31 protein-coding genes and 2 pseudogenes are annotated in these 25,984 nt (G+C 46.3%); 17 read left to right on the top strand and 16 right to left on the bottom strand.

Going from position 1 to position 25,984, the window contains the following annotated elements; all coding sequences use genetic code 11:
* Window positions 1-99 precede the first annotated feature (99 nt).
* From A4U59_RS03720 to A4U59_RS03710, 3 genes are all read left to right on the top strand, one after another.
* Window positions 100-1,236, top strand: a complete 1,137-nt coding sequence (locus A4U59_RS03720) for a histidine kinase N-terminal domain-containing protein (RefSeq protein WP_070119818.1) — start codon at window positions 100-102, stop codon at window positions 1,234-1,236.
* Window positions 1,237-1,275: 39 nt separating this feature from the next.
* A complete protein-coding gene (locus A4U59_RS03715; protein WP_070119817.1) occupies window positions 1,276-1,848 on the top strand; it encodes a GNAT family N-acetyltransferase in 573 nt (190 codons plus the stop codon).
* A 90-nt stretch (window positions 1,849-1,938) separates the two neighbouring features.
* Complete coding sequence (locus tag A4U59_RS03710; protein ID WP_070119816.1) at window positions 1,939-2,454, top strand: GNAT family N-acetyltransferase; 516 nt, start codon at window positions 1,939-1,941, stop codon at window positions 2,452-2,454.
* A 223-nt stretch (window positions 2,455-2,677) separates the two neighbouring features.
* On the opposite strand, the gene A4U59_RS03705 is transcribed toward A4U59_RS03710, so the two are convergent.
* Both A4U59_RS03705 and A4U59_RS03700 read right to left on the bottom strand, forming a co-directional pair.
* Complete coding sequence (locus A4U59_RS03705) at window positions 2,678-4,399, bottom strand: CoA-disulfide reductase (RefSeq protein ID WP_070119815.1); 1,722 nt, start codon at window positions 4,397-4,399, stop codon at window positions 2,678-2,680.
* Window positions 4,400-5,053: 654 nt separating this feature from the next.
* Window positions 5,054-5,545, bottom strand: a complete 492-nt coding sequence (locus A4U59_RS03700) for a YajQ family cyclic di-GMP-binding protein (RefSeq protein ID WP_070119814.1) — start codon at window positions 5,543-5,545, stop codon at window positions 5,054-5,056.
* Window positions 5,546-5,981: 436 nt separating this feature from the next.
* Between A4U59_RS03700 and A4U59_RS03690 the strand changes: the two genes are divergently transcribed.
* The gene (locus A4U59_RS03690) at window positions 5,982-7,271 is read left to right on the top strand and encodes a purine/pyrimidine permease (RefSeq protein ID WP_070119812.1); all 1,290 of its coding nucleotides are present in this window, start codon (window positions 5,982-5,984) and stop codon (window positions 7,269-7,271) included.
* A gap of 372 nt (window positions 7,272-7,643) precedes the next feature.
* On the opposite strand, the gene A4U59_RS21035 is transcribed toward A4U59_RS03690, so the two are convergent.
* Window positions 7,644-7,772 carry a DUF3941 domain-containing protein gene (locus A4U59_RS21035; protein WP_106406289.1) on the bottom strand — a complete coding sequence of 43 codons (129 nt, stop codon included), beginning with the start codon at window positions 7,770-7,772 and terminating at the stop codon, window positions 7,644-7,646.
* A 78-nt stretch (window positions 7,773-7,850) separates the two neighbouring features.
* A complete protein-coding gene (locus tag A4U59_RS03685; protein ID WP_070119811.1) occupies window positions 7,851-8,711 on the bottom strand; it encodes a DegV family protein in 861 nt (286 codons plus the stop codon).
* A gap of 220 nt (window positions 8,712-8,931) precedes the next feature.
* Here A4U59_RS03685 and A4U59_RS03680 point away from each other — a divergent pair, with 220 nt between their 5' ends.
* Both A4U59_RS03680 and A4U59_RS03675 read left to right on the top strand, forming a co-directional pair.
* A complete protein-coding gene (locus tag A4U59_RS03680; RefSeq protein ID WP_070119810.1) occupies window positions 8,932-9,771 on the top strand; it encodes a YitT family protein in 840 nt (279 codons plus the stop codon).
* A gap of 27 nt (window positions 9,772-9,798) precedes the next feature.
* Window positions 9,799-10,287, top strand: coding sequence for a BsuPI-related putative proteinase inhibitor (locus A4U59_RS03675; RefSeq protein WP_083270636.1), 489 nt, complete (start codon window positions 9,799-9,801; stop codon window positions 10,285-10,287).
* A gap of 282 nt (window positions 10,288-10,569) precedes the next feature.
* Here A4U59_RS03675 and A4U59_RS03670 read toward each other — a convergent pair whose 3' ends face one another.
* The 6 genes and pseudogenes from A4U59_RS03670 to A4U59_RS03655 all read right to left on the bottom strand — a co-directional run bounded on the left by A4U59_RS03670 (window position 10,570) and on the right by A4U59_RS03655 (window position 13,286).
* Window positions 10,570-10,830 carry a NifU N-terminal domain-containing protein gene (locus tag A4U59_RS03670; protein WP_070119809.1) on the bottom strand — a complete coding sequence of 87 codons (261 nt, stop codon included), beginning with the start codon at window positions 10,828-10,830 and terminating at the stop codon, window positions 10,570-10,572.
* A gap of 214 nt (window positions 10,831-11,044) precedes the next feature.
* Window positions 11,045-11,293: a DUF3813 family protein gene (locus tag A4U59_RS03665; RefSeq protein WP_070119808.1), complete on the bottom strand. Its 249-nt coding sequence runs from the start codon at window positions 11,291-11,293 to the stop codon at window positions 11,045-11,047.
* Window positions 11,294-11,449 carry a hypothetical protein gene (locus A4U59_RS21640; RefSeq protein WP_169823905.1) on the bottom strand — a complete coding sequence of 52 codons (156 nt, stop codon included), beginning with the start codon at window positions 11,447-11,449 and terminating at the stop codon, window positions 11,294-11,296.
* 493 nt (window positions 11,450-11,942) lie between these two features.
* A pseudogene (locus tag A4U59_RS03660) lies at window positions 11,943-12,305 on the bottom strand (peroxiredoxin family protein); the annotation flags it as partial.
* Window positions 12,306-12,317: 12 nt separating this feature from the next.
* The gene (locus A4U59_RS22475; RefSeq protein WP_083270634.1) at window positions 12,318-12,458 is read right to left on the bottom strand and encodes a redoxin domain-containing protein; all 141 of its coding nucleotides are present in this window, start codon (window positions 12,456-12,458) and stop codon (window positions 12,318-12,320) included.
* A gap of 12 nt (window positions 12,459-12,470) precedes the next feature.
* Complete coding sequence (locus A4U59_RS03655) at window positions 12,471-13,286, bottom strand: Cof-type HAD-IIB family hydrolase (RefSeq protein WP_070119806.1); 816 nt, start codon at window positions 13,284-13,286, stop codon at window positions 12,471-12,473.
* A 332-nt stretch (window positions 13,287-13,618) separates the two neighbouring features.
* Between A4U59_RS03655 and A4U59_RS03650 the strand changes: the two genes are divergently transcribed.
* Window positions 13,619-14,395 (top strand): prolyl oligopeptidase family serine peptidase, encoded by a 777-nt coding sequence (locus tag A4U59_RS03650; protein WP_070119805.1) that lies wholly within the window; start codon window positions 13,619-13,621, stop codon window positions 14,393-14,395.
* Here A4U59_RS03650 and A4U59_RS03645 read toward each other — a convergent pair.
* Window positions 14,370-14,558, bottom strand: coding sequence for a hypothetical protein (locus tag A4U59_RS03645; RefSeq protein ID WP_070119804.1), 189 nt, complete (start codon window positions 14,556-14,558; stop codon window positions 14,370-14,372). The genes A4U59_RS03650 and A4U59_RS03645 overlap by 26 nt on opposite strands.
* Window positions 14,559-14,701: 143 nt before the next feature.
* Here A4U59_RS03645 and A4U59_RS03640 point away from each other — a divergent pair, with 143 nt between their 5' ends.
* The 7 genes and pseudogenes from A4U59_RS03640 (at window position 14,702) to moaD (ending at window position 18,576) form a co-directional block, all read left to right on the top strand.
* Window positions 14,702-15,013, top strand: a complete 312-nt coding sequence (locus A4U59_RS03640) for a metal-sulfur cluster assembly factor (RefSeq protein WP_070119803.1) — start codon at window positions 14,702-14,704, stop codon at window positions 15,011-15,013.
* A gap of 226 nt (window positions 15,014-15,239) precedes the next feature.
* Window positions 15,240-15,419, top strand: a complete 180-nt coding sequence (locus tag A4U59_RS03635; protein ID WP_070119802.1) for a hypothetical protein — start codon at window positions 15,240-15,242, stop codon at window positions 15,417-15,419.
* 15 nt (window positions 15,420-15,434) lie between these two features.
* Window positions 15,435-15,761 (top strand): annotated as a pseudogene (locus A4U59_RS03630) (redoxin domain-containing protein); the annotation flags it as partial.
* A gap of 332 nt (window positions 15,762-16,093) precedes the next feature.
* Entirely contained in the window at window positions 16,094-17,362 is a 1,269-nt protein-coding gene (locus A4U59_RS03625; protein WP_070119800.1) for a molybdopterin molybdotransferase MoeA, read from the top strand.
* Window positions 17,347-17,871: a molybdopterin-guanine dinucleotide biosynthesis protein B gene (gene mobB, locus A4U59_RS03620; protein ID WP_070119799.1), complete on the top strand. Its 525-nt coding sequence runs from the start codon at window positions 17,347-17,349 to the stop codon at window positions 17,869-17,871. The genes A4U59_RS03625 and mobB overlap by 16 nt, the downstream gene beginning before the upstream one ends.
* A 4-nt stretch (window positions 17,872-17,875) precedes the next feature.
* Complete coding sequence (locus A4U59_RS03615; protein WP_070119798.1) at window positions 17,876-18,346, top strand: molybdenum cofactor biosynthesis protein MoaE; 471 nt, start codon at window positions 17,876-17,878, stop codon at window positions 18,344-18,346.
* Window positions 18,343-18,576, top strand: coding sequence for a molybdopterin converting factor subunit 1 (gene moaD / locus A4U59_RS03610; RefSeq protein WP_070119797.1), 234 nt, complete (start codon window positions 18,343-18,345; stop codon window positions 18,574-18,576). Before A4U59_RS03615 ends, moaD begins: the two co-directional genes overlap by 4 nt.
* A gap of 693 nt (window positions 18,577-19,269) precedes the next feature.
* Here the strand turns inward: moaD and A4U59_RS03605 are convergent.
* The 5 genes from A4U59_RS03605 to A4U59_RS03585 form a co-directional block, all read right to left on the bottom strand.
* The gene (locus A4U59_RS03605; RefSeq protein WP_070119796.1) at window positions 19,270-19,575 is read right to left on the bottom strand and encodes a metal-sulfur cluster assembly factor; all 306 of its coding nucleotides are present in this window, start codon (window positions 19,573-19,575) and stop codon (window positions 19,270-19,272) included.
* Window positions 19,576-19,592: 17 nt separating this feature from the next.
* On the bottom strand, window positions 19,593-20,843 hold the full coding sequence (locus A4U59_RS03600) for a hypothetical protein (RefSeq protein WP_070119795.1): 1,251 nt from the start codon (window positions 20,841-20,843) through the stop codon (window positions 19,593-19,595).
* A 5-nt stretch (window positions 20,844-20,848) separates the two neighbouring features.
* Complete coding sequence (locus tag A4U59_RS03595) at window positions 20,849-21,061, bottom strand: DUF2249 domain-containing protein (protein ID WP_070119794.1); 213 nt, start codon at window positions 21,059-21,061, stop codon at window positions 20,849-20,851.
* On the bottom strand, window positions 21,051-21,299 hold the full coding sequence (locus A4U59_RS03590) for a DUF2249 domain-containing protein (RefSeq protein ID WP_070119793.1): 249 nt from the start codon (window positions 21,297-21,299) through the stop codon (window positions 21,051-21,053). Before A4U59_RS03590 ends, A4U59_RS03595 begins: the two co-directional genes overlap by 11 nt.
* Before the next feature lie 72 nt (window positions 21,300-21,371).
* A complete protein-coding gene (locus A4U59_RS03585; RefSeq protein ID WP_070119792.1) occupies window positions 21,372-22,073 on the bottom strand; it encodes a Crp/Fnr family transcriptional regulator in 702 nt (233 codons plus the stop codon).
* Window positions 22,074-22,331: 258 nt separating this feature from the next.
* Here A4U59_RS03585 and A4U59_RS03580 point away from each other — a divergent pair, with 258 nt between their 5' ends.
* The 3 genes from A4U59_RS03580 to A4U59_RS03570 all read left to right on the top strand — a co-directional run bounded on the left by A4U59_RS03580 (window position 22,332) and on the right by A4U59_RS03570 (window position 25,668).
* Window positions 22,332-24,698, top strand: a complete 2,367-nt coding sequence (locus A4U59_RS03580; RefSeq protein WP_070119791.1) for a nitric-oxide reductase large subunit — start codon at window positions 22,332-22,334, stop codon at window positions 24,696-24,698.
* A 165-nt stretch (window positions 24,699-24,863) separates the two neighbouring features.
* A complete protein-coding gene (locus tag A4U59_RS03575) occupies window positions 24,864-25,094 on the top strand; it encodes a DUF2249 domain-containing protein (protein WP_070119960.1) in 231 nt (76 codons plus the stop codon).
* Between the two features lie 397 nt (window positions 25,095-25,491).
* Window positions 25,492-25,668, top strand: a complete 177-nt coding sequence (locus tag A4U59_RS03570) for a hypothetical protein (RefSeq protein WP_169823904.1) — start codon at window positions 25,492-25,494, stop codon at window positions 25,666-25,668.
* Window positions 25,669-25,984: the final 316 nt, after the last annotated feature.

Here is a 25,984-nt window from a genome sequence, read left to right as displayed (position 1 = left end):
AGGAAAAAGATGGAATCGACAAAAAACAACGGCAGACCCGTCGGGATATTTGTTATAATTCTACTATTATACAGGTTTTTTGAAGGGAGGATTCTGTCGATGGCTGAGCAGGTGACTGATGATTTTCAAAAGCTGTTCAAGGATTTCTTGCATGATAACAGACCTGTCATTATCGATAACTGGCTAACAACAGCGAATTTATCGGAGCAGGATCCATTTTATGGGGAAATCCTTTCGAATGCCTGGCAGACGATTGAACTTGTTATATCTTTCATGGATAAGTCGAATGAAGCCAAAATTGTCGAGCTGACACATAAAATAGCAAAAGAACGGACGGCTGCAGATGTGGATATCAGTGTATTTGTTTCCAACATCCAGGCAGGGCGGAAAGCGATTGATGAAACCATTTATGAATCGGATTTGACGGAGACTTTAAAGCTGAAGGGAATGAGGATTGTAGCAGAAGTCTTCGATCTTTACACGTATCACGCGGTAAAAGAATATTCCCGTCAGAAAGATTACGTCATCCAGAACAAAAACCGGTTTATCCAGGAAATGCACCATGACCGTCTGACGCTGCTCGGACAGCTTGCTGCAAGCTTTGCCCATGAAATCCGCAATCCCCTTACAAGTATCAAAGGCTTTATCGGCATGCTGAAAGAAACCGGATCGGAAACAGGACAAACAGGCCTTTACTTCGATGTGATTGATCAGGAGATGAAGGTGCTCGAAGAAAATGTATCGCGGTTTTTGCTCCTGTCCAGGCAAAAAGGACTTGATGATGTCATGGAAAAAATTGATTTTTCCATTTTAGTTACAGAAATGGCTTCATTTATGTATCCTCTTTTTGCAGATGAAAATATTTCAGTCACAACTGACATTGAAGACAATTGCATCGTATGTGGCGCAAAAGACCAGCTGGAGCAGGTTGTACTGAACATTTTAAACAATGCAGTGGAAGCGCTGACGAAAAAAGAAAATGAACGCTGCATTACGGTGAAACTTCACCCTTCCACAGACGGCAGCATAGTCTTGAGCCTGTCCAATAACGGCATGCCGATACCTGGTCATCTTCTGGACAGTATTTTCGAACCGTTTATAACAACGAAGGAATTAAAGGCAGGATTGGGTCTGTCCGTAAGCAAACAAGTTGTCGAGAAACATAATGGCTTAGTGAAAGTCACATCATGCCAGGGTGTCACAACCTTCATGATCACTCTTCCACAGGCAGATTAGTCAGAAAACAAAAATTCGGGACAGGAAGGCGGGGGAATCATGGCATTTCCACAGACATACAAACTGGCAAGCGGTGAAATCATCACACTCCGGGAAGCAGAAGTGAGAGATGCAGCCGCTGTAATGGAACATACATGGAAAGTAATCCGTGACAGTGAGTATATGCTGACCTCTCCTGAAGAATTCACCATCTCTGAGACCCAGGAAAAGCAATGGATCAAAGAACACAGCGATCATCACGGCGACATTCTGCTCGTTGCTGAAGAATATGGCCGTATCATCGGCGTGCTGAGCTTCAAAAACGGCCGCCGCAAACGAACAGCCCATACCGGAACATTCGGGATCAGCGTAAAAAAACAGATGCGCGGCAAAGGGGTAGGCAAACTGATGATTCTTTCCCTGCTTGACTGGGCCAGCACCCACCCGCTTATTGAAAAAGTGACTCTCGAAGTGTTTGCGACAAACGAATATGCAATCCGGTTATATGAGAAACTGAATTTCCGTAAAGAAGGCCGGAAAGTAAACCAAATCAAATTGAAAAATGGCGAATATGCCGATGAATTGCTGATGTCCCGTTTCGTTAAAAACGTTGATAGTTTTAAAAACTCGTAACAATTTCATACACCCGCTGAACAACATCTCTTCTTATGATATGATTAAGGGCATATCTTAAGAGAAAAAGGAAGGTACGGTGATTCCAGGATGCTTGTCAAGTTGGATGGCAGTTATGCGGAAGGTGTATTCAAACTCAGCCGGAATAACAACGAAGCGGAATATCCTGGCTTCCGGATGGATTCGATTTATGATGTAATGGATCATATTAAGAAAATGAATGAGGAAGAAGAGAAGGGCACAACTTACAGCAGGGGCATCCTGGATGAGGATGCCCGGCTGGCTGGGATTGCCTCACTGGTTAACATTGACAGGGACAGACGTAACGCTGAACTTGAAATGTGGATAGTGGAGGATAAGCCAGGCTTCTATGCAGCCGCCATTAAAGAAATGTTGAAAGCAGCTTTTAGCACATTGCCGCTTGATGAAGTCTATATTTCTGTGCATAAAATGAACGAATTAACAGCGCCTGCTCTTGAAACACTTGTGTTTGCCAAAAGTGAGGGAGAAAAACAAATGGCAGGCATTCCTGAAAAGCCTGCTGAAGATGGGAATCCCGACACGCATATGCTCGTCATTTCAAAGGAAGTTTTTTTTGATTTCTGATCCCTTTATAGACCGAAAAAACCAGGCGTAAACGCACGCCTGGTTTTCAAATGGCTCATCTTTTAATAGGTAAGAAAGGTAAGTTTTCAAGCAGGATCAATGTCCAGCTCCAGGCGCCAGCGGCTATCGTCATAAGCGGTGATCCCCTCCGGAAGGAAAAACCGCCTTCCTGCGGGTACCCCCGCTTATGCGTACGCCGCTAAGCGGGCGCCTTGCGCATTTCTTATATTTCTTCATCTTTTTTTGCAGCGCGGGCTACACCGGAATCATTGACTTCAGTGTCAGCGGCTCCAACTCCTGTGCCGAATACAGAAGAGTATGTTTTCCATCCCCCGTCAAGGTTCTTCACGGTAAAGCCGTTTTCGGTCAAGAGTCTTGTTGCAAGGTATCCGCGCAGGCCGACCTGGCATGTTACGTGAATGACTTCATTCTTCGGAAGTTCATTCAAGCGTTCACGAAGTTCAGGAAGCGGAATGTTTTTCGAGCCTTTGATATAGCCGAATTTACGTTCTGCCGGTTCGCGGACATCGATCAGGTAGCCGCCGTTGGCAACAATTTCATCAATTTCATGCCACTGGACCGTATCTGTCATTTCCTCCATCATATTTACAGCTACATATCCGGCCATGTTGACAGGATCTTTTGCGGAAGAGAATGGAGGAGCATAGGCAAGCTCAAGGTTTGGCAGGTCCTCAACAGTCAGGCCGCCTTTTATTGCAGTCGCAATGACATCAATCCGCTTATCGACACCATCCTGGCCGACACCCTGGGCACCGAAGATTTTGCCGGTATCCGGATCAAAAATCAATTTCAGCGCAATTGGATAGGATCCAGGATAATATCCTGCATGTGAACCAGGGTGGACATGAACAACTTTGTACTCGATACCGTGGCGCTGGAGAAGTTTTTCATTGTTTCCGGTTGCTGCAACAGTATAATCAAATACCTTGGCAATCGATGTACCCATTGTGCCTTGATATCTTTCTTCTTTTCCATAAATGTTATTAGCGACAATCCGGCCCTGGCGGTTTGCCGGCCACGCCAGCGGAATCATTGTCGGCTTGCGTGTGATGTAGTCGGTAACTTCGATTGCATCACCAATTGCATAAATGTCCGGGTCGTTCGTTTGCAGATAGTCATTCACTTTAATGCCGCCGCGTTCCCCGACTTCAAGTCCGGCATCAACGGCGAGTTTGCTTTCAGGCTTGACACCGATTGACAGGATGACAAGGTCATTTTCGACTTCCAAACCACTGTTAAGCACAATTTTGCGGCCATAATCTTTGAATTCCTTCACTCCGTCTTCAAGAATGAGGTTGACCCCTGTATCACGCAAATGCTGATGAAGAATGGATGCCATTTCATAGTCAACAGGTGCCATGATCTGGTTTGCTGCTTCGACAAGTGTCACTTCCACGCCTCGTTCATGAAGGTTCTCAGCCATTTCAACGCCGATGAACCCGCCGCCGATGACAGTCGCTTTTCCAGGTTTTGCATTATCTACGAAATCTTTGATTTTGTCCGTATCCGGTATGTTGCGCAAAGTGAAGACATCTTCAGCTTTATCAAGGCCCGGAATTGGCGGAACAAGCGGCTTGGCTCCAGGCGAAAGGACAAGTTTGTCATACGTTTCATCATAAAGCTCACCGGTTTGCACGTTCTTTACGACAATTGTCTTATGATTGCGGTCAATGCTGACAACTTCACTTAGATTACGGATGTCCAGGTTGAATTTCTTTGACATGCCTTCAACTGTCTGTACTAAAAGGGCATCACGATCCTTGATTGTCTCGCCGATATAATATGGCAAACCGCAGTTTGCAAATGAAATATATTCACCTTTTTCAAAAAGAACGATTTCTGATGTTTCATCGAGTCTGCGAAGTCTCGCTGCTGTAGTTGCACCGCCAGCTACTCCACCGACGATTACGATTTTTTTTGACATATGAATTCCTCCTACGGATGTTAATCCTTTAAAAAGTAAAATGTTAAGTTATGAACAAACTTTTTCTTTTAAAAAGCGGGGGAGTTATTTGTTACCCCCGCGGGTATCTCATCTACATCCTCAATAATACGGGAAGAGGTATATGGAATCAATGGGGATTCATTGAACAGTTTGTGAACTTTCTAACGTATTTAAAGTGAATAAGTCCATTTGACGTAAAGAGCTGATTCTTTCAATAGTATACGTGAAGAAAGACAGGAAAGCTGTATACAAATAGTGAAAACTCGGTATGTAGGGAACTGGACTGCTGAGTTTACGGGGGAGCATCAGGTGGAGCTCAATAAATGACTAAGTATTCGCATATTGTATTTCTGCTTTGGCCAGGGAGGATGGTAAGGGCGTGAGAGGGTTGCATTTATAAACTAGATTTTCGTCAATTAGGGGAGGGGGCGATTTTAAGGGAATCGTCTTCATAAACAGGTATACCCCAATTACAGGAACGATTCTGAGTGAATCGTTCCTGTAAAAGCCGCAGGATAAATTCATTTGTATCCGATTAGTGGAAATGGTACACCGGTAATCATGACCATTCCCGTTTTTCAGGGAACGAATTACCCGAAACAGATCCTGCAAACCTATGTCTCCTTTAGGTGATTACCGATAGTTGACGAATTGTACATCAATGGGCAGGTCGGACTCTTTGATGGCTGCAATCACTTTTTGCAAATCATCGCGGCTTTTGCCGGTGACACGGACCTGGTCGTCCTGAATCTGGCTTTTCACTTTCAGGTTGGCGTTTTTGATAATCGTGTTGATTTTCTTGGCGTTTTCCTTATCGATGCCCTGGACGAGTTTGGCGCGCTGGCGCACGGTCCCGCCTGAAGCCGGCTCAACCTTTCCGTAATCAAGGTTCTTGACAGGCACATCTCGTTTCACCAGTTTGCCGATCAAGACGTCCTTAAGCTGTTCAAGCTTGAACTCATCGTCTGAAATGAGCACCAGTTCTTCGTCATCAAGGGATATGTCACTTTTTGAGCCTTTGAAGTCATAACGATTTTGAATTTCTTTTTTTGCGATATTGATTGCATTGCTGACTTCCTGCATGTCAATTTTTGATACAATATCAAATGAACTGTCTTTTGCCATTTTTATTCCTCCAATCCGTACCTCTTTATATACATAATATCCTGTATTAACGGAAGAAAATCAAGTTGTTTACGGAAGGCGCTGAATTAACAAGTTGATAGGAGGGTCGTCAAAACCAGTCTTCGCTTTTTGCTGCCGAACCATCGAGCCCCGGCTTCGCTGGAGGTTTGGATAGTCACAGGACTTCCGGGGACGCTTATTCACATCCTTGGGAATACGGACGCCACAAGGCCAGCAGCCCGGGTGAGGAAGATTGTCCGGAAGCTCCGCGGAAATCGAGGTGATTTTCAGTGGAACCAGAAGTCTACGTCCGATAAAAACCACGCTGATGATAATCTTGAGGCTTAACATGGGCATTCATAATAAGGTAAGGTCACGGTTAATTTTCTGCTAAACCTAAAGGGAAGGAAAAGCCACAAACGAAAGGGGGAATAACATGCGGACAACACTCGGGTCTTTGCAATGGTTTGTTTTCATACTTGCCGGCAGCATCGTTGCTCCGCTTTCCATTGGCAGCGCATTCGGCCTGCCCTTGCCCGAAATCGCTGCTTTTATGCAGCGGACACTGTTTGTCCTTGGCATCGCCGGGATTCTTCAGGCGGCGCTCGGCCATAGGCTGCCGATCATGGAAGGGCCGGCCGGATTGTGGTGGGGGATCTTTTTAATCTATGCAGGCTTTGCGGCAGCAGGCGGTCTCGATCCTTATGATGCGCTGAGGCAGTTGGAAGGGGCGCTGTTCATCAGCGGTTTTTTATTTGCCTTTCTTGCTGTTTTTAAGCTTGTCAAATATATCCGTGTGCTGTTTACGCCGCTTGTTACAGGAACATATTTGATTTTGCTCGGCGCACAGTTGAGCGGATCTTTTATCAAGGGGATGCTCGGCATCGGTTATGTGACAGAAGGCATCCATGTCCGGGTCGCAGTGCTGTCATTTGTAGTCGTCATCATTTCAATTTTACTTTCTAAGTCTTCCAATCGTCTGTTGAGCAGTTATTCCGTTCTAATTACATTGATCATCGGATGGATCCTGTTTGCGGCATTTGATTTAACCGTTGCCGTTAAACCCGCGGAAGGATGGATGTCTGTTCCCGAAGTTTTCGTTTGGGGCATGCCATCTTTCCAGGCCGGCATGGGAGTGACAGCCATTTTGGTAGGATTGCTCCTTTTGACAAATATGATTGCGACCGTTCAGGCTGTTGAATCTGTTTTGGAGAAGCAGGGACACCGTACGGAAACCGTCAATATGGAAAAGGCCAGTTTCGTCATGGCTGTGAACCAGTGGCTGAGCGGTATTTTTTCAGCAGTTGGCCCAGTGCCGATTTCTGGCACAGCTGGTTTCATAAAAGAAACAAAAGTGGCGCAACGGCTCCCTTTTATGATAGGAAGCGGACTGCTGGCTGCCATCAGTCTTTTTCCAGCAGTCACATCATTCTTTGCGGCACTGCCGGCGCCAGTAGGATATGCAACTGTATTCGTGCCGATCGCAAGTCTCATTGGCATCGGTCTCAAGTCATACGTGGAGGCTGATCCCAGTGAGACGGAATATTTTATTATTGCTGTTTCAATTATGATTGGCTTTGGCGGCATGTTTGTGCCTGCGGATGCCGTACACAGCCTGCCGTCATTTTTGCAGACTGTGGTCAATAACGGACTGATCCTTGGCCTTATCGTGTGCATACTGATGGAACAGATTGTCAGGTTTATGAGATGGAAGAGGGCCGGTTGATCGGATTGAGTGCGGCGTTTGAATGCCGGGTGAGTGGGCATAGTGGCCGTGAAGCCGTGGGGTGTGGAACAGCGATCATCTGGCTTGAATATTAAATTGGGGTGTGAAATAGGGGATTTCCGCATAAAAACACGAATTTGTGACGTGCATTTTAATGACATAGCTGCGGTCCAATCCGCGTGAAATCTCCGCTTGGGGTTGAAACTTGCCAGAGAACCGTTTAAAACTCATACATCAGCTGTCACGCAATCATGAAACTGACACTCCTTGCTGCAAAAAAAGGGACATTGCCGATCCGAACGGGGCATTTCCTACAGCCAAATAAAAAATAAACGCACATTCCCGGTGTGATGAAATGTGCGTTTTCGAATATTAAAGGTGATCTGTTTTTTTGGAAAACTGCCGTTCGCCGCGCTGTCTGTTCTGGTCGCGGCGTTCATTTTTCAGCTGGCGCTTTGCGTTGTTGTCTTTCGCCTTTTTATCGTCATCTTTTGTCGGCATGGATGCTCGCTCCTTTCCGTTGGAATCCTTTATATATAGGATGCAGCAAGCGGAAAGGCAGTATGTATGCGAGTTTTGTTATTGTGGAAGTTTATTTAAAAAGAATAGCGCGATTGTGCCCGGGCCGGCATGTGAACCGATGACGGCACCGATGTCCTCGATAAGGAATTCAGTTGTGCCGAATTTATCCTGGATCATGCTTTTCAGCTCTTCCGCACGCTCAAGGCTGTCGGCATGGCTGATGGCAACAAGTTGCTTATCAAGACCTTCGCCTCTTTCGTCCATCAATTCAACCATCCGGCCTAACACCTTTTTACTGCCGCGCAATTTTTCAAGCGGAATAAGTTTTCCCTCTTCAACATGCAAAAGCGGCTTTATCTTAAGGAGGGTACCGACAAACGCACTTGTCTTACTTACTCTTCCGCCTCTATATAAGTATTCAAGGTCGTCCACTGTAAATAAGTGCTCCATATGGTCTCTGTAAAAGAGGACACGCTCTTTGATTTCATCCAATGATCTGCCGTCTTTGGCCAGTCTAGCCGCTTCTTTGACGATAAGGCCATGGCCGAGTGAAGCCGCTTTTGAATCAATGATTTCGAGTTTGAAATCAGGGTATTCTTCCTGGACTTCATTTTTCATCATGACGGCTGTCTGATAGGTGCCGGAAAGTTCAGATGAGAAGGCGACATAGATGCAGGACTGTCCCTGTTCGGCATATTTCGTGAAAGCGTCTTTGAAACGGACCGGTGAGATCTGTGATGTTTTAGGAATGGCACCTGCCCTCATTGCATCATACACATCAATCGGTTTAATCGTTTCATGGTCAAAATAGTCTTCATTATTCAAGTGGACAACAAGCGGCAAATACTCGATGCTTTCTTCCTGGAAGAAGGAAAGCGGCAAGTCAGTCCCGCTGTCAGCAATGATTTTAACGTTCATACGTCTCACCTTTCTCTCGGTTCTACTCTCAGTTTACTTCAGTTTATCCGTAAAAATCGAAAAATTCAATCCATATTCTGTACAATTCCGCGTTAGAAGAGAAATGCAAGTGGGGTATGGGTATATATCATCCTGTTGTTCTGTTGCAGTCATTAAGGAAATGGTAGGATATAAATGATGGAACAGACAGATGGTTTGATGGAAATGAAAAGGAGGAAAGATTGTGCTGCTGGAATCGAAAAAATTCGTCATTGTAGTAATCGGTGCACTTTTGAATGCACTTTCCCTTAACCTGTTTTTAATCCCTGCAAATGTCTATGCCAGCGGTTTTACAGGAGTAGCGCAGCTGTTATCGAGTATTTTTGCATTCACTTCGATACATATTTCGACTGGTATTCTGTTGTTTGTCCTGAATATCCCGGTTACGGTACTCGGCTGGAAAAAGGTCGGCAAGTCTTTTACGATATACAGCTTCGTCAGTGTTGCAACAACCACCTTTTTTCTGGAAGTAATCCCTATTTATCCGTTATCGGAGGATATTCTGCTGAATGCTGTATTCGGCGGTGTCATAGCCGCACTCGGCATCGGGTTCACGCTGAAGTGGGGTGCTTCGACAGGCGGGCTTGACATTGTGGCGATGGTTCTTTCACGTATGAAAGACCGTCCGGTTGGAAATTATATTTTTGTCCTGAACAGTGTCATTATTGTTACTGCAGGTTTGCTGTTTGGCTGGGAAAAAGCGCTTTATACGCTGGTCACCCTCTATGTTTCAACAAGGATCATAGATGCGATCCATACACGACATGAGAAACTGACGGCAATGATCATCACGAAAAAGGGTGAAGAGCTGCAAAAGGCGATTCATTCGAAGCTCGTCCGCGGCATTACCACACTGCCTGCTAAAGGTGCTTTCACAAAGGAAGATAAGGAAATGCTTATTATGGTCATTACTCGTTATGAGCTTTATGATCTTGAGCATATTATCAGGGAAGTGGACCCTCAGGCATTTACAAACATTGTCGAGACAACCGGGATATTCGGTTTCTTCCGGCGCGAATAGTTTTAGAGATGAAAGGGGTCGGCAATTATGCTGAAAAAATGGGTTCTTGCTGCAGCCCTGCTGTTATTGGCGGCAGGCTGCGGATCTGAAAAAAGTGCTCCTGTAAACGGTTCTGACAGTGATGATGAAAAACAGAAGGCTGGCGGCCTTGAAGTATCAGGTGAAGCCGCACCTGGAGAGGACGCTGTTGCTTTTACGATAACCATCGCGAACAAAGGGGATAATGAGTCGGATATCGAGTTTACCAGCGGACAGAAATTTGAAATAATCGTAACCGATTCAGCGGGGAATGAGGTATACCGATACTCGGACGGCAGAATGTTCACTCAGGCGCTTGAAACCATCACCCTCAAGCCCGGTGAATCGAAAAGCTGGTCTGATGAATGGAAAACGGAGCAGGCAGCGGCAGGTGAATATGAAGCAGCTTTGACCGTAACAGCTTCAAAGGTTGATGGAGAAGAAGCAGAACCGGAAAAGTTGACAGTTGTTAAGATGTTTACGCTGGAGCAGCCGTGAAACGGTAAGAAAGCAGGATAGCGGTTTCTGTTGGAGGCTTCTGCTGATTGTTGGTCATGTACAGCATTCAGCAGGGCCTTTCTTCATGTTAGGGCAGAAGGGCAGCAGTTGTGCCGCGGTTTCACCCTCGCAGCTCATGGTTTTCACGCAGCACTGGCCATTATTCACGCTGACTAAACCAGGACACGGGCACCGCTTGTCTGCAAATTGCAGGAAGATGAAAAGGATGGGAGCGCCTCCCATCCTTTTTGGTCCACAATATTATAGAAGTTTCACAACAGCTTATTTGCCGTACTCATCAAAAAACGCTTCGATCTCCGGCATGATGGCTGCCCACTCAACCGAAGGGGATTTTGTTACCGTGACAAAGTTGCTGTTTCCAAAGGCATTATCTACGCCGGCGATTGAAAGGAGTGATTTCAATACTGGATGTTCGGTCTGATCGGCCGAGCTTGCGGAAACACTCCCTTCCTGGAAAAGGTTTTCCGGCGCTGTTATTTTGACCGCGTTTGGGTTAGGCGTATGTTCAACTGATACATTCATTAAAGTACCTCCTCATCATGATATGGAACTTGTCATTTCATTTGAAAACTCTTTTGTGGATGTATGTATAGGATAGTAAGAAAAGACGGAAATTGCAATAAACTCAATCTGGTACAGTTGTTGTTCCCGCTGTCAACATAGTACAGCGGGGATTCCGGCCCAAACCGGCCCCCGCTGCTTTCACTGCAAACCGCATCTTCCGGCACCGGACAATTCAGAAGTATTTCGGCTTGTTCCCTTTTTGTTGGATATACATACGGGCGTCGTCCAGCCGCTTCTCCATATCCTTGAGCCAGATTCTTTCAGTGTTTGATGAGTCTGCAATGGCAGACGATACGTCATTTTTGGCTGCTGTCAGCTTATTACGGGCCTCACGGAATTCCTCGGGTGTAATGGCGGCATGGCTGGATGTTTCAGCGCGGTGTACGGCTGCTTTTGCAAGCTGAACCCGCTTGTTTTCCATCTATGCGCCACCCCGCGAGGTGAGGTCGATCATTTCAGCTTGTATTTCAGCATCAGTGTCGGAGAGTGTCTTACGGTATGGAAAACGTTCAGAATGTTTTTTGACCGAATCAGAACCTTGTTGAACAAAGCGCTTGGATTTGCTTCTTTTGCTCATGACAAAATCCCTCCTGAATAGTTTTAAGACATATCGTACTGCATGGTTAGTTTCAGGCAAAAGCGTTATTTTTATGTGCGATGCGGCAAGGAATGTTAGTTCAGTGGCTGTCATGTTGATTTTGCTTGTTTATAGGGAATCAGGGGTGTGTTTGTATGCTCATAATTTGTTGATTTATCTGACTAAAGGGAGTGAAAGAGAGTTCAACACCTGTAAATTAGGCTTTTCACTAATTAGGGGCACTGAACAGGGATTCAGCACCTGAAAATGTGGCTTTCCACTAGTTAGGGGCACTGAACAGGGATTCAGCACCTGTAAATGTGGCTTTTCACTAATTAGACGCACTGAATGAGGGTTCAGTCCCTATAAATTCAATTATTCTCTATTTTTAGGCACGGCAGTTTGATTGCGGCCTGAAAAGTTAGTCTTCCTCTAAATAACAGGAGCCATTCAAAAAGAAAACCCGGCACACTGTCCGGGTTAATGATCTAGGTCATTGTCCATTGTCATGGTCATTGAATGTCTCACCGAGGATTGGCTGGACTTCTTTATACACCAGTGAGTTCCCGGGCCGGTCGAATTGGCTCTTGCCGATATAAGAAAAGGCGATGCGGCCGTCAGCGTCGATCAAAAAGGTACTTGGCCTGGCAATATTAAAAGCGTCTATGCCGATTGGGTGATAGACATCGAAGGCTTTGATTTCGCTCCGGTTTTCATCGATAAGGAGCGGAAACGGGAAAGGTTCGCTTTGTGCAAATTTTTTCACCATATCTGCCTTTTGGCCGAAAATGGCCGCAATCTCAACACCTGCATTTTTGAATGTCGCATATTGTTCACGCAGCTTCCCGAGCTGCTTTCGGCAATTGGGTCACCACGTTCCCCTCATGAAATGGAGCAGAAGCGGTTTTCCGCGAAACGTCTCGAGACTGTATGTCCTGCCGTCAATTGCAGGCAGGGAAAAGGGCGGGCAAGGCTGGCCGGGCTTCAGACCTTTTTCAGAGAGCGGCATGGATGGTCCCCCCTACACGGTTTTGATTCCAAGTTTCTCTTCAAGCATCAATGCGACACCATCTTCATCGTTGTGGGCTGTTACCGAGTTGGCGATGTTTTTTAAGGCATCGATTGCATTCCCCATGGCGACGCCGTGCCCGGCATACTCAATCATTTCCAGGTCGTTGTCTTCGTCACCGAATGCAATGATTCGGTCTTTCGGGACGTTGAAGTGATCGGCGATGCGCTTCAGGCCGACTGCTTTGTTGAGGCCTTTGCGGACAATTTCGATGACATGCCATGGTGCACCCCACTTGCGGTGCTCGATCACCTCAGCATGCCTCGTGTCGAGGTGTTCTCTGATTTCATCCACATTATGATCATGCGGATGAATCAAAATCGAAGTTGGGTCATCAGCCAGGTACTTAAGCAGGTCCCCGGTTGTCACCTTCGGGTTTCCCATCGAAAAGACGGCATGAAATTCTTTGTCATATTTATGCAAATAGACATCATCCACGACCTCAGCGAGAATATTTTTGGCATCGAAATCATTGGCAGATTCGATGATATGCCGTGCTGTTTTCAGCTGCAGCGGCGTATGATAGATCCCCCAATTCTTATCGCCGGGATGGTGGACGAAGGCGCCGTTGAAGTTGACCATCGGAGTGGAAAGGCCCAGTTCTTTGTAATAAGGCATGCTGGCCCGTACCGGCCGCCCGGTTGCGATGACAACATGGTGTCCAGCTGCTGCCGCCTCGTGAAGCGCCTGTTTTGTGCGGTCTGTAATTGTTTTTTCTGTCGTAAGCAATGTGCCGTCCAGGTCGACGGCGATTAAATGTTTATCCAATGTGTCACCCTCATTTCAAAAATGGAAGCAAAAACGCTTTCGCATTTTAAAGTGTAAATATTACCCTGAAAGCCGTTTATGAATGGAAGTGGCTTTTCTTTGGTTTTTTTAAAATATTTGGTATTGTTAGTTTAACCTTTTTTTAAAAAGAGTTCTAACAGAAAACTTTTAAAAAGATGTAAATAGCCTTTACATACCGTTTTAAGAAACAGTATGACGCCTGGAATTACGGGCCAGAAAATCTCGGGTCAATGACTGGCAAGACATTCCCGCAGCCGTTAAAATAAATTGTGCTGAATGATAATCATATTTATACCAAAGGGGAAGAACCGATGATTGTAATCAAACATGACAGGATAGCAGACATACCCGCACTGCATGTGGCAGCGGAGGATGCTTTTTACTCAGAACTTCCGCTTGTCATTTTCATTCATGGATTCACAAGTGCAAAGGAACACAATTTGCATTTTGCCTATTTACTGGCGGAAGAAGGGTTCCGGGTTGTCCTTCCTGAAGCTCTGCATCACGGGGAACGGAATGAAAAAGGCCTTTCGAATAGTGATATGGGGCCGCTTTTCTGGAGTATCGTGATTAATGAAATAGAAGAAATCGGCGCCATAAAGAACCGTCTTGAAGAGCAGGGGCTGATAGACAGCCGGATCGGACTTGCCGGCACCTCGATGGGAGGAATCACGACATACGGTGCGCTGACGCAATATGACTGGATCAGATCAGCGGTCACCTTGATGGGATCACCGTATTATCGAAAATTCGCCGAAGAACAAATTCGTTATATGGAGAACAATGGAGAGGAGCTTCCAATTTCACACAATGAGCTCCAGGAAACGCTGGATCTGCTTGACCGTTTCGATCTCGGGCAAAATATTGAGGCACTGCAGGAGAGGCCCTTGCTTCTATGGCATGGCCGGCAGGATAATGTGGTCCCATATTCCCATTCGGAGCAATTTTACATGGAAGTGCTTGATCACTATGGAGACCCCGGCAGGAAGCTTAAATTTATTTCGGATCCGCAGGCGGCACATAAAGTGTCTCGCGAAGCCCTTCTGAACACAGTCGATTGGTTTACGTCTCATCTGCTGGCCAGGTGAACCGATATATATCCTGGGGATTGATGGACCTGCAAATTTCATCAATTTGCTTTTGCAGGGCGCTGTTAAGCGCAAAGGCTTGTTTCTCTGATTGTACACGGGGGATATCCTTAATGACGATTCGTTTTCCATTCGGATGAAAAAAGATATATTGTTCAGGCATTGATTACCCAGGCCTCCTGTGTGAAACAATAGTGAATTTCGTGTAAAACAAGCGTATGCGGTGATTTTTTAGTTCAGTACATTTTTATTGAAAATCAAAATCAGTTATAATAGGAAAAGACAATGATTGAAAGGAGTGGCACGATGGAAAAAGAAATGGAAGAAAGTTTGATGGGTGCACTTGAAAACGTAATTGACCCAGAACTGGGTATAGATATTGTCAATCTGGGACTTGTATACGGTGTCGATATGGACGACGACGGCAATGCAAAGGTTACAATGACACTGACAGCTATGGGCTGCCCGCTTGCCGGCACGATTTCAAACGACGTGAAACGCGCGCTTTCCGACTTGCCGGAAGTGAATGATGTAGAAGTGGACATTGTATGGAATCCGCCGTGGACAAAAGACAGAATGTCACGTTTTGCGAAAATTGCCCTTGGTGTACCGGATTGATTGAGGCATAATGAAGGAGGCACTCTTTGAACAGGGTGCTTCCTTTTTAACGGCATTGCCAGGTTATATTCCATTATTGATTTTATTTAGATGAAATGGGGTAAGCGAGCCCTTCGAGACCGTTCCCAGAAAGTGAGCATCTCTACTGTGCTGTTATCAATTCAGCAAAAGGCCTCATTCTATTTTTCAAATGTTATGTCAATGTATTTAGGAAAGGAAGAACGGCATGAAAAACAAACAGCTTTATTTTCTCACACTTATTCTTGCAGCTATGCTGGCCTTGACCGCATGTGGAGGAGGCGATGAACAGACAGGTGAGTTCACGCTGAAAAACCAGGATGGAGAAGAAGTGACAGTCCCTGCTGACAAACCTGTTATCCTGTTTTTTTTCACAACATACACCTGAGGGACTTGTCAGCAGCAACTAGTTGAGTTGCATGAAAATCTCGATAAGCTGGACAAGTTTGATGCGGATGTTTATGCCATCTCCCATGATAGACCAAGTGAACTGAAACAATTGACGGACGCTCTTGATGAACGCTACGACAAAAGGGTGGATTTTTTATCTGACCCTGATTTCAAACTTATTGAAGCAATGGACATGAGGAACGATGAAACAGCATTCCGCGGTTTTGGACTGATCGATAAAAATGGTGAAATGATCTTCCACGAAATTGATGATTACTGGGGCGAGCAGTTTGATGAGACGCTGAACCGCCTTGAAAAAGAATATGAAAAAGTGAAATGAACTGGGCAGCAGTAAGCTCAGTTCTCTTTTCTATAGGCACTGTTATGCCGGATCGCAGTCAGTGGCAGGGAATCGAAGCAAGCACAAATCAACTCTCCACCGTTATCAATCCCATCAAGTTAAACAGAACTTCCCTAAAAAGAGTTAGCACCGATAATTGAATACCGTCTACTATATTCCCTCTTTATTACAAACATAAAACAGGAAATAGGCATTTTTATCCATGCTAAGGATCATAGGGACGGTGGAAAGAGTTAAAAAGATGTCATAATCAAGCAGCGGCACCTCTGGTACAATGGAAAAGAGTGACTGAATAGGAGTTGAAGCGAATCATGGGATTGCACCGTAAACCGATACCTGTTTCTGAAGCGGCAGAAAAGGTAATGAAATATGCACGCAAGGGTACAAAAGAGACCGTTTCCATCAATGAATGTGACGGCAGATACCTTGCCGAGGATATTATCGCCGATCATGATATTCCCCATTTTGATCGAGCGCCCTATGACGGTTTCGCCATTCGTGCACAGGATTCCGAAGGGGCCTCACAGGATAACCCGGTAACGTTTGAAGTGATAGAAGAAATCGGAGCAGGGTCAATTGCCAGCAATGCTGTCGGGGACAAGAAGGCGATCCGGATCATGACCGGGGCAAAGATGCCTGAAGGGTCCAATGCTGTTGTCATGCTGGAACTTGCGAAGGAATTCAGAGAAGATGGAAAAACATATATGTCGATCAAACGCGGCTATAAGCCGGGAGATAATGTTTCTTACAAAGGGGCAGAAACAACTGAAGGCGATATCCTCGTCAAAAAAGGGCGCAAAATCAACCCTGGCATAAAAGCGGTACTCGCCACGTTCGGCTATGCGGAAGTGCCTGTCATGAAAAAGCCGGTCGTCGGCCTGTTTGCGACAGGATCAGAACTTCTTGATGTCCACGAAGAGCTCGAACCGGGGAAAATCCGAAACAGCAATTCATATATGATGTCATCCCAAATCGTCCGTGCCGGCGGGGAAGTGAAATATTTCGGCCAGCTCATCGATGATTTGGATATTACGTATAATTCAGTTAAAGAAATGCTTAAGGAAGTCGATTGCCTGGTAACAACAGGCGGAGTGGCAGTAGGTGATTATGACCACATGCCAGCGATTTATGAACGCCTCGGAGCGGAAGTCCTATTTAACAAAGTAGCGATGAGGCCGGGCAGCGTAACAACTGTGGCCCAACTGGACGGCAAGCTCTTATTCGGGCTCAGCGGCAATCCATCAGCAAGCTATGTCGGATTTGAAATCTATGCGCGCCCGGTAATACAGGCCATGCTTGAAACAGACAAACCGCACCTTAAAAAGGTGACGGCCGAATTGACAGCGGATTTCCCGAAAGCAAATCCATTCACACGCTTCGTCCGCAGCACGATCGGCTTCTCAGATGGAAGAGCAGTCGTGGAACCAAGCGGCATGGACAAGTCAAATGTCGTGACTTCCCTGATCAATACGAATTCACTGATGATTCTGCCGGGCGGAACAAGAGGATTCGCATCCGGTGACATGGTTGAAGTGCTGCTGCTTGAAGACTTTGAAGGAAGCGAATGGCCCTGGGAATGACAAAACCCGTTTTCCAGGTCGTCGGCTATCAGGACAGCGGCAAAACGACACTCACTGTGAAACTGATAGAAAGGTTGTCCGCGGCAGGGGTCAAAGCAGGAACAATCAAGCATCACGGGCACGGCGGGATGCCGGAGATAGGAGACCGGGGAAAAGATACCGCCCGTCACCGGGAAGCAGGTGCTTCTTCAGTATTGGTGGAAGGCGGAGGCTTATTGAACCTGAGTGCAGCCAGTGAAAACGGCTGGGAACCAGGAGATTTCTTGAAGATATACGAACAGCTGCCGGTTGATGTCATCCTGATTGAAGGATACAAAAAAGAGCCATATCCGAAAGCTGTCCTGTTAAGGACCGAAGAGGACCTTCATTTGCTTGATGAATTGGAGAACATCAAAGCCGTTATTTGCTGGTTTGACCTGCAATCTGCGGGAGTGTCTGAGCTGCCTGTATTCCATATCAATGAAGAAGACGAATATTTAACATCCATTCTAAAAGAACTGGAAGGGTGATGACATGAACGATAACCGTTTTTTGATTATACGGGAACCGATTTCCATAGAAGAAGTATCGAGAAAGGTGTTCAGGGCGGAAGCAGGTGCAATCAACACATTTATCGGCACCGTCAGGGAGTTTACAAAAGGCAAGCGCACCCTGCACCTTGAATATGACGCTTATAAAAGCATGGCTGAAAGAAAGCTTGCGCAAATAGGCGACGAAATCAAGCAAAAATGGCCGGATGCGGAAACAGCCATCACACACCGGATCGGGAGACTGGAGATTTCTGATATTGCAGTAGTGATTGCAGTTTCAACCCCGCACCGGGCCGATTCCTACGAGGCAAGCCGCTATGCGATCGAACGCATCAAAGAAATTGTGCCAATCTGGAAAAAAGAACACTGGGAAGACGGCGAAAAATGGATCGGCGATCAGCTTGAAAAAACCGCCTATCCGACCGGACGCCCAGAAGAAGGTGATTTATCATGATAAAAGTATTGCTCTTCGCACAGCTGCAGGAAACAGCAGGGACGAATGAGGTTGAACTGGATACTGTTCCAGGATCAGTGAAAGAACTTCGCGGCATCATGAAGGAAAAGTACGGCTTTACAACGCTTGAAAGTGCGATGACGGCTGTCAATGAGGAGTATGCCGACGAAGACACCGAGCTTAAAGACGGCGATACCGTCGCTTTCATTCCTCCTGTAAGCGGGGGATAATAAACAGTTCTATCTCAATACTCTCCTTCGATCGGAGCATTTCGGAAAATAGTAAAAATCAATTCAAAAATCGAGCAGGAAATCCTTAAAGGGTTGCCTGCTTGATTTTTGTTGTTTAGGAAATTATAAAAATTTAAATATTGTGGAGCCAGAAGGGAATCGTCCAGCTCCAGGCGCCAGAGGCTATCGTCATAACCGGTGATCCCCTCCGGAAGGAAAGAGCATCTACCTGCCGGTACCTCGGCTTATGCTTACGCCGCTAAGCGGTCGCCTTTCGCATTTGTTCTTGATGGACAAAAAGTGATAGAGGGAGGTGGAAAACATTTTCTGTTAATGGACAGGGTTGTGGAAGATGGAGAGACTTTCAATCAATAGCATTTTGAAACGGACAGTTGAACACAGATGTCCTTTTTCCTGTACTAATAATGATTCAAAAACTAAGTGAATTTAAGTGGAAGGCATGAGACTCCAGCGGGGGAAGCGAACAGGGAAGACCCCACCGGCGCGAACAGGTTCCCGGTCGCCCCGTGGAAAGCGAATGCCTGCAGCGGAAAGGAACGGATAACATCCAGAATAGTCTGCTATCATTTTCCCGGATTTTTATTCCGTTAAAGGATGCTTAATGGAATTTGGCAAAAAACAAAAAGCCCAGAGTTTCATGATTCATAAACTCTGAGCTTTCAGTCTTTCAGTTTATCCATGCAGCATTCTGGCTGCTTCTTCACTCATCCGGTCAGGAGTCCACGGCGGACTCCATACGACATTGACGTCTACCGATGCGACACCTTCAACATCAGTCAGCGAGCTTTTCACTCCGCCGACAATGCTGTCGTGTAGCGGGCAGCCCGGAGTTGTCAGTGTCATTGTTATTTTAAGGTTTCCGGATTCATCCGCTGCCACTTCATAAATGAGGCCGAGATCTACAATGTTGATGCCAAGCTCAGGGTCAATCACCGTTTTCAATCTTTCCTGAACGACTGTCTTATCTAGTGAATTCATTTTTATTGCCCCCTTGATTATTTTTTCACAATGCTTGCGACTGTGCCGCTGTACGCGAGAACCGCCGCGCCGAATAACGTCTGGAAAACAAGGAATGAAAGTTTCTGAGTAAATAAGATTGACCCGCTGATGCCGGCAAGTGCGATCGCAAGTGCGATGAAAATGATGACACCTGCTTTCTCATTGATGAGGTCTTTAAGCGCAGGGACTCCCGCTTTGCCCATCTCGCCGCTGTACCGGTGTGTCCACCAGAGGAACGGGACGATCTTGTATAAATAACCGAGAATGCTGAAAATGATCCAGCCCATGATATAAAGGTAAATGAGAATTGCATACATAACTGGTGTCACATCAGGTGTGAAAACGGCGATCGTCCCGGCCGCGTGTACAAGCCAGCCAAAGACGGCTGCCGCCAGAGAGAACATGAACGGCTTATCGAGTTTTTTCTTGATGCGTTTGCCGATAATTTCTTTTATGTGATACAGGAAAAAACTGAATCCGGCCAGGAGCAGTACAGCTCCAGCCTGCATGAGCGATTTACTGCTGAGAAAGTAAGAAGCAGTCAAAACAGCGAGGCCGGCCATGTAAAAGCTGTATACATATTTGCTCCATTTCATCGTGAATCCGTGCGAAAGGGAAAACATGGGTACCATTTTATATGAAAACCCGAAGATCAACAGTGTGAACCAGCCGTTTATTCCAAACAGGATATGGGTTTTCAGAAGCGCTTCATGGTTGACCCAGCCGACTCCTGACTGCAGGTTTACCGCAAGCATGATGCCCATGCCGATAGCCGCAAATAAGAAGGCGAGCGCAGTTGCGATGAACAGGTGCAGGATATCCCACTTCGGCTGTGATTTTATCGTCATGACCATCTGGAATAAAAACATCAGGATGCCGATCAAGGTAAGTGTGCCTGTCCATACAATTGCGGCCGGATAAAGCGCAAGTGCTGCCGCAAAAGAGGTGATGCCAGCTGCCGTTACGGCAAATTGGACAAAACCGAACCGCTCATTCCAAATCGGCGTCAAAAAGACGACAGGAATAAGCTGGTACATCGCCCCCATCGTCACCATCACCGCCCAGCCAAGCAGCAGCAAATGGGCTGCGGCCCAGATGACTGGAACCCGGAATATGCCCTGGACGATCAAATCACTGTTGGCCAGAAGAAGGATTTGGGAAACGATGAAAGCTGCAAGGCTATAAAAAATGAAGGAAAACGGTAATTTAACATTCGTTTCCGTTTTGGCGTTGACTGTAGGAATCATCACGATCACCCGTTCTTGGTAATGGTAATTTCAAAGCTGCTGTCGTTCATTTCTTCGTATGCGTAACTCCAGCCTCGTTCATCCAATTCCGCAAACAAAAACATCGGGCGGCGGTCGTTCCGGATGATCAGCTGTTCGCCATCCGCAAGGTCTTCCAGCGCTGCGAGCGTCCTCATCATCGGTTCGGGCGGTTCAAGGCCCCTGTTGTCAAGCTTCATCGGAATCGCCTCTTTTGAATGTGATTTGCCAATGTTTGCTGTCGATCTTTTCGCTTTCCGCTTTATAGCCTTTTGCCTTCATAAGCGAGATAAGAGGCACCGGCTTGATGGTCGCATGAAGGACAAATACGTCTTCAGGCTGAAGTGAACCGACCGCCTCCATGATTTTTTGGAAAGGCTCCCGTTTATTCAATAAATCCTCGCGTACATCCAATTCAACAACTGATGGTGCTGCCATATGAATTCCTCCCTGTGTTTGATTAATGAAAATTATACTCATTCTCAGTCAATGATGAAGTGAACCAGGTCACTACCCGTAAATCAGTTCATCTTTCAACCTGACCGAATCAATAATGAAAAAGCCATTTTCTTCTATTGTAATGATGCCGTTTTTCTTAAACCCATTCAGTGTCCGGCTCACTGTCTCACGCGATGTGCCGATCATATTCGCCATTTCACGGTTAGTAAAATTGGTGGTCAGCTGGAATTTTCCACCTTCAATCTCGACACCGTGATTTTTGGAGAGACGAAGCAGCAGTTTTATGATTTGTTCATAAGAGTTGGAAAGAATCTGTTCTTCCAGCCGGTTTTGCAAATCCACAATTTTTTCTCCCAGTACCCTGAAGAGCTTGATGCTGATGTCCGGATAAGTCATGATGATGTTTTCAAACTCCTCAATGGGAATGACGATCAATGTCGCATCTTCAAGGATTTCAGCGTGGCCCGGATAATCACCTTTCCGGAAAAAGCCGACATGCGGAAACATATCACCCGCCTGCAAAATGGAGACAATCTGTTCCTTTCCGGTCATATCCGTTTTATAAATTTTCACACTCCCGGAGTAGATGAAATATACCTTATCAAGCGGATCGCCCTGCATGAATACAAGCGTACGCTTCTTGAATTGGCGCGGGTATGAAATATTAAGGATCGGATCAAGTTCTGTATCACTCAATTCCTTGAATATATGCATTTTCTGTAAAAGGGACTTTATGGAATGATGATGGTTCATTGATTTGCATCCTTCCTTTCTTGCTTTTCCATCATAGGAAAGGTATTTATTGTTCTTAGTGTTAGTGTAACGGACTCACATGAGCAGAAAAGTGACAAATGTCATAGAATTTGCCTTTAGGGTGCCATCTGTCACCTGATTGACAAACAAACGGCGGATTGGTGATATTTTTCACTTGGTTGCTCCCAAATAGCGCACAGTTCTTCCTTTTGCAACGGTGGTAACCTTGACTCAGAAAACAAAAGGGAGATGAGAGTGATGGAAGCCAGAAAACTTGAACAGCACCTGGAACCGGAGAAAAAACCGGGTGTGAAGAACGGCATGCTGAAGTCAATTTTAGTATTGACCCTGGTGGCCAGCTTCACCGTATTATTGGTCGGCGGATTCTGGATCTTTAAAGGAATGGCGCCGCGCCCGGCAGAAGTGACCGGACCGGCCGGGGAAGAAGTGATGTCGAAGGAATCGATCATCGGTGGGCAGGGCGTTTTCCAAAAGTACGGGCTGATGGATTACGGAACGGTTCTCGGACACGGTTCTTACATGGGGCCGGATTACACAGCTGAGTCATTGAAAATTTATACAGAAGGCATGCAGGATTTCAAGGCACAGGAAACATATGGCGCTAACTATGCCGATCTTGCTCCTGAAAAACAGGTCGTCATAAAAGAGGCCGTCATTGAAGAAATGCGGGTGAATCGCTATGATTCTTCCACAGACACCTTGCCGCTGACAGATGCGCAAGTATACGGGGTTGAGCGTGTCCGTGATTATTACCGGGAAGTGTTCACGGAAGGCGATGGCTGGGGGCTGAAGGAAGGACTCATCCAGGAAAGCCACATGCCAGATGAAAACCGTGCCCACGTCGCTGAAGGAGATCAGATTACACAAATAGCAGATTTCTTCTTCTGGACAGCATGGCTTTCAAGCACCTATCGAACAGATGATGATATTACCTATACGAATAACTGGCCGTTTTATGAAGATGCCGGCAACACAATGGCGTTTTCCGCCGTATGGTGGAGCGGTGCCAGTGTCACTGTATTGATCTTGTTTGTAGCTATTATTTTATTTGTCTTCTATCGATATCATTTAGGAATGCAGGAAGCTTATAAAGACGGGAAATTCCCGGAATTTGATTTGAAAAGCCAGCCGTTGACTTCGTCACAAGTTAAAACAGGGAAATACTTTGCAATCGTGACGGTTCTGTTCCTTGTACAATCACTGTTTGGCGCATTGCTGGCCCACTATTATATCGAACCGGACAGTTTTTTCGGTATAGAATGGATTCACGATATCCTGCCGTTCAGCATCACAAAAGGCTACCACTTGCAGCTGGCGATTTTCTGGATTGCGACCTCCTGGCTGGGCATGGGCATTTATGCTGCACCCCTCGTCGGCGGTCATGAGCCGAAAAAACAGGGACTCCTCGTCGATATCCTATTCTGGGCGCTCGTTGTCCTTGTAGGCGGCAGCATGATTGGTGAATGGCTCGGTGTCAACGGTTACCTTGGCAACATGTGGTTCCTGTTCGGCCATCAGGGCTGGGAATACCTTGAACTGGGGCGCATCTGGCAAGTCATTCTGACAGCAGGCATGATGATCTGGCTGTTCATCGTTTTCCGCGGCATCAAGAGCGGGCTGAAGAAAGAAAGCGACAAAGGCGGACTTATCCACCTTGTGTTCTATGCAGCCATTGCGGTTCCATTATTCTATATCTTTGCATTCTTCATCAATCCGGGCGGAAACTTCACGATGTCAGACTACTGGCGCTGGTGGATCATCCATCTATGGGTGGAAGGGATCTTTGAAGTATTTGCAGTCGTCATCATCGGTTTCCTGCTCGTACAGATGAACCTTGTCACGAAAAAATCAACTGTACGGGCACTGTACTTCCAACTGACAATCCTGCTTGGAAGCGGTGTCATCGGTATTGGCCACCATTACTATTACAATGGTTCCGCTGAAGCGTGGATTGCCCTTGGCGCAGTATTTTCAGCGCTTGAAGTCATCCCGCTCACCCTGCTAGTCCTGGAAGCCTATGAACAATACAGAATGATGAGAGACGGCGGTGTCGATTTCCCTTACAAGTCCACTTTCTGGTTTTTGATTGCCACAGCCATCTGGAACCTTATCGGAGCCGGTGTACTTGGCTTCCTGATCAACCTGCCGGCGGTCAGCTACTTCGAGCACGGCCAGTTCCTGACACCTGCACATGGGCATGCGGCAATGATGGGCGTATATGGAATGTTCGGCCTGGCAGTATTAATGTATTCACTGCGCAATATCGTGAAACCATCGGCCTGGAACGACAAATGGATTAAATTCTCCTTCTGGGCGCTTAACATCGGGCTAGCAGGAATGGTTGCCATAACATTGCTCCCGGTCGGTTTCCTGCAGCTGAAAGAAGCATTCGATAACGGTTACTGGGCTTCACGCTCACCTGAATTCCTGCAGCAGCCGGTTGTTGAAGGACTTCTGACCTGGCGAGCCGTACCGGACACCATCTTCCTGATCGGCGCAGCCGGCATCGCCATATTTGCCGTCAAAGCACTGTTCAACCTGCGAAAACCGACACACAAAGAAAACGTACAGCTCCCGGTGAAAGATCTGGCAGAAGAAGAGTGAGACAAAAGTCCGGGGAGTGCCTGGCAATTGCCTGGCACTTCCCTGGCAATTGCCAGGCAATGAGTCAGTGAGGAGTTAAACAACGTGCAAGTGTTGTATATCACTGCAGGCCTGTCTGCAAAGAAGTACAATAAAATCAACCCAAACAGGAAAGGGGAAAGACAAATGAGCGTAAAATTAAAAATCCATGCACCTGATATTGAACCGAAACACAGGCACCCTTACATTTTTGATGCATTTGACCAGCTGGAGGCAGGGGAATCGTTTGAACTGAGCAACGACCATGACCCGCGCCCGCTTCATTACCAGTTCATGATGGAACGCGAAAACCAATTTACATGGGAATATATCGAAGAAGGACCTGACCAATGGAAGGTCATCATTGCAAAAAAATAAAAAGAAGAACGTAAATATTTAGAACGTTTAAAAATTTGTAATTTTTATATTGCTTTACTGCTGTAAACCATTGTATAATCATGGTGAATTACGTTTTTTGTGTAGACAGGCAAAAAACGGACCTCACCCAAATCCTGCAAGCTGCACTGTGTGTGGTTTGCAGGATTATTTTTTTGATGATTTTCCTATTCGGGATTACGCGGGGGAGGTGAGCGGATTAAATCGGCGAAGTTAATGTGTTGATCTTGCAGGTAGAGGATGAAACACACAAGTAACAGACATGGACTTGGGAGTTAAGTATGATTTGGTTGGTAAAGGGCTGTTCATCATAAAGTGAAGGTTTATTTTTGTGAAATTTGAATCTGACTTTGGGAAGGAAACCATCGTTTCACGCTGTATGATCGAGGTTATATGCCATAACTTGAAAATTTCACGCCAAACCCTTGGATTTTCGCGCCGCAAATGGATGGATGTTCTGCCGGAAGTCAGCTTTCGCGCCGTATACCATGATTTTCCCGCCGAATCCGTCGGGTTTATTGCCTTTTTCCGTTTGTTACGCGCCGAAGAAGAGTAGTTTCACGCCAAAGCCTTCCTCTCACGCCATAACTGGCAGGTTTCACGCCAAATCCTTGGGTTTTCGCGCCGCCAATGGAAGGATGTCCTGCCGGAAGTCAGCTTTCGCGCCGTATACCATGATTTTCCCGCCGAATCCGTCGGGATTCACGCCTTTTTCCGTTTGTTACGCGCCGAAGAGGAGTAGTTTCACGCCAAAGCCTTCCTTTCGCGCCATAACTGGCAGGTTTCACGCCAAATCCTTGGGTTTTCGCGCCGCAAATGGGAGGATGTCCTGCCGGAAGTCAGCTTTCGCGCCGTATACCATGATTTTTCCC

The sequence above is a fragment of the Bacillus marinisedimentorum genome (assembly GCF_001644195.2).
Lineage (GTDB): Bacteria > Bacillota > Bacilli > Bacillales > Bacillaceae_O > Bacillus_BL > Bacillus_BL marinisedimentorum.
This window is presented reverse-complemented; position numbering and strand designations above follow the sequence as displayed.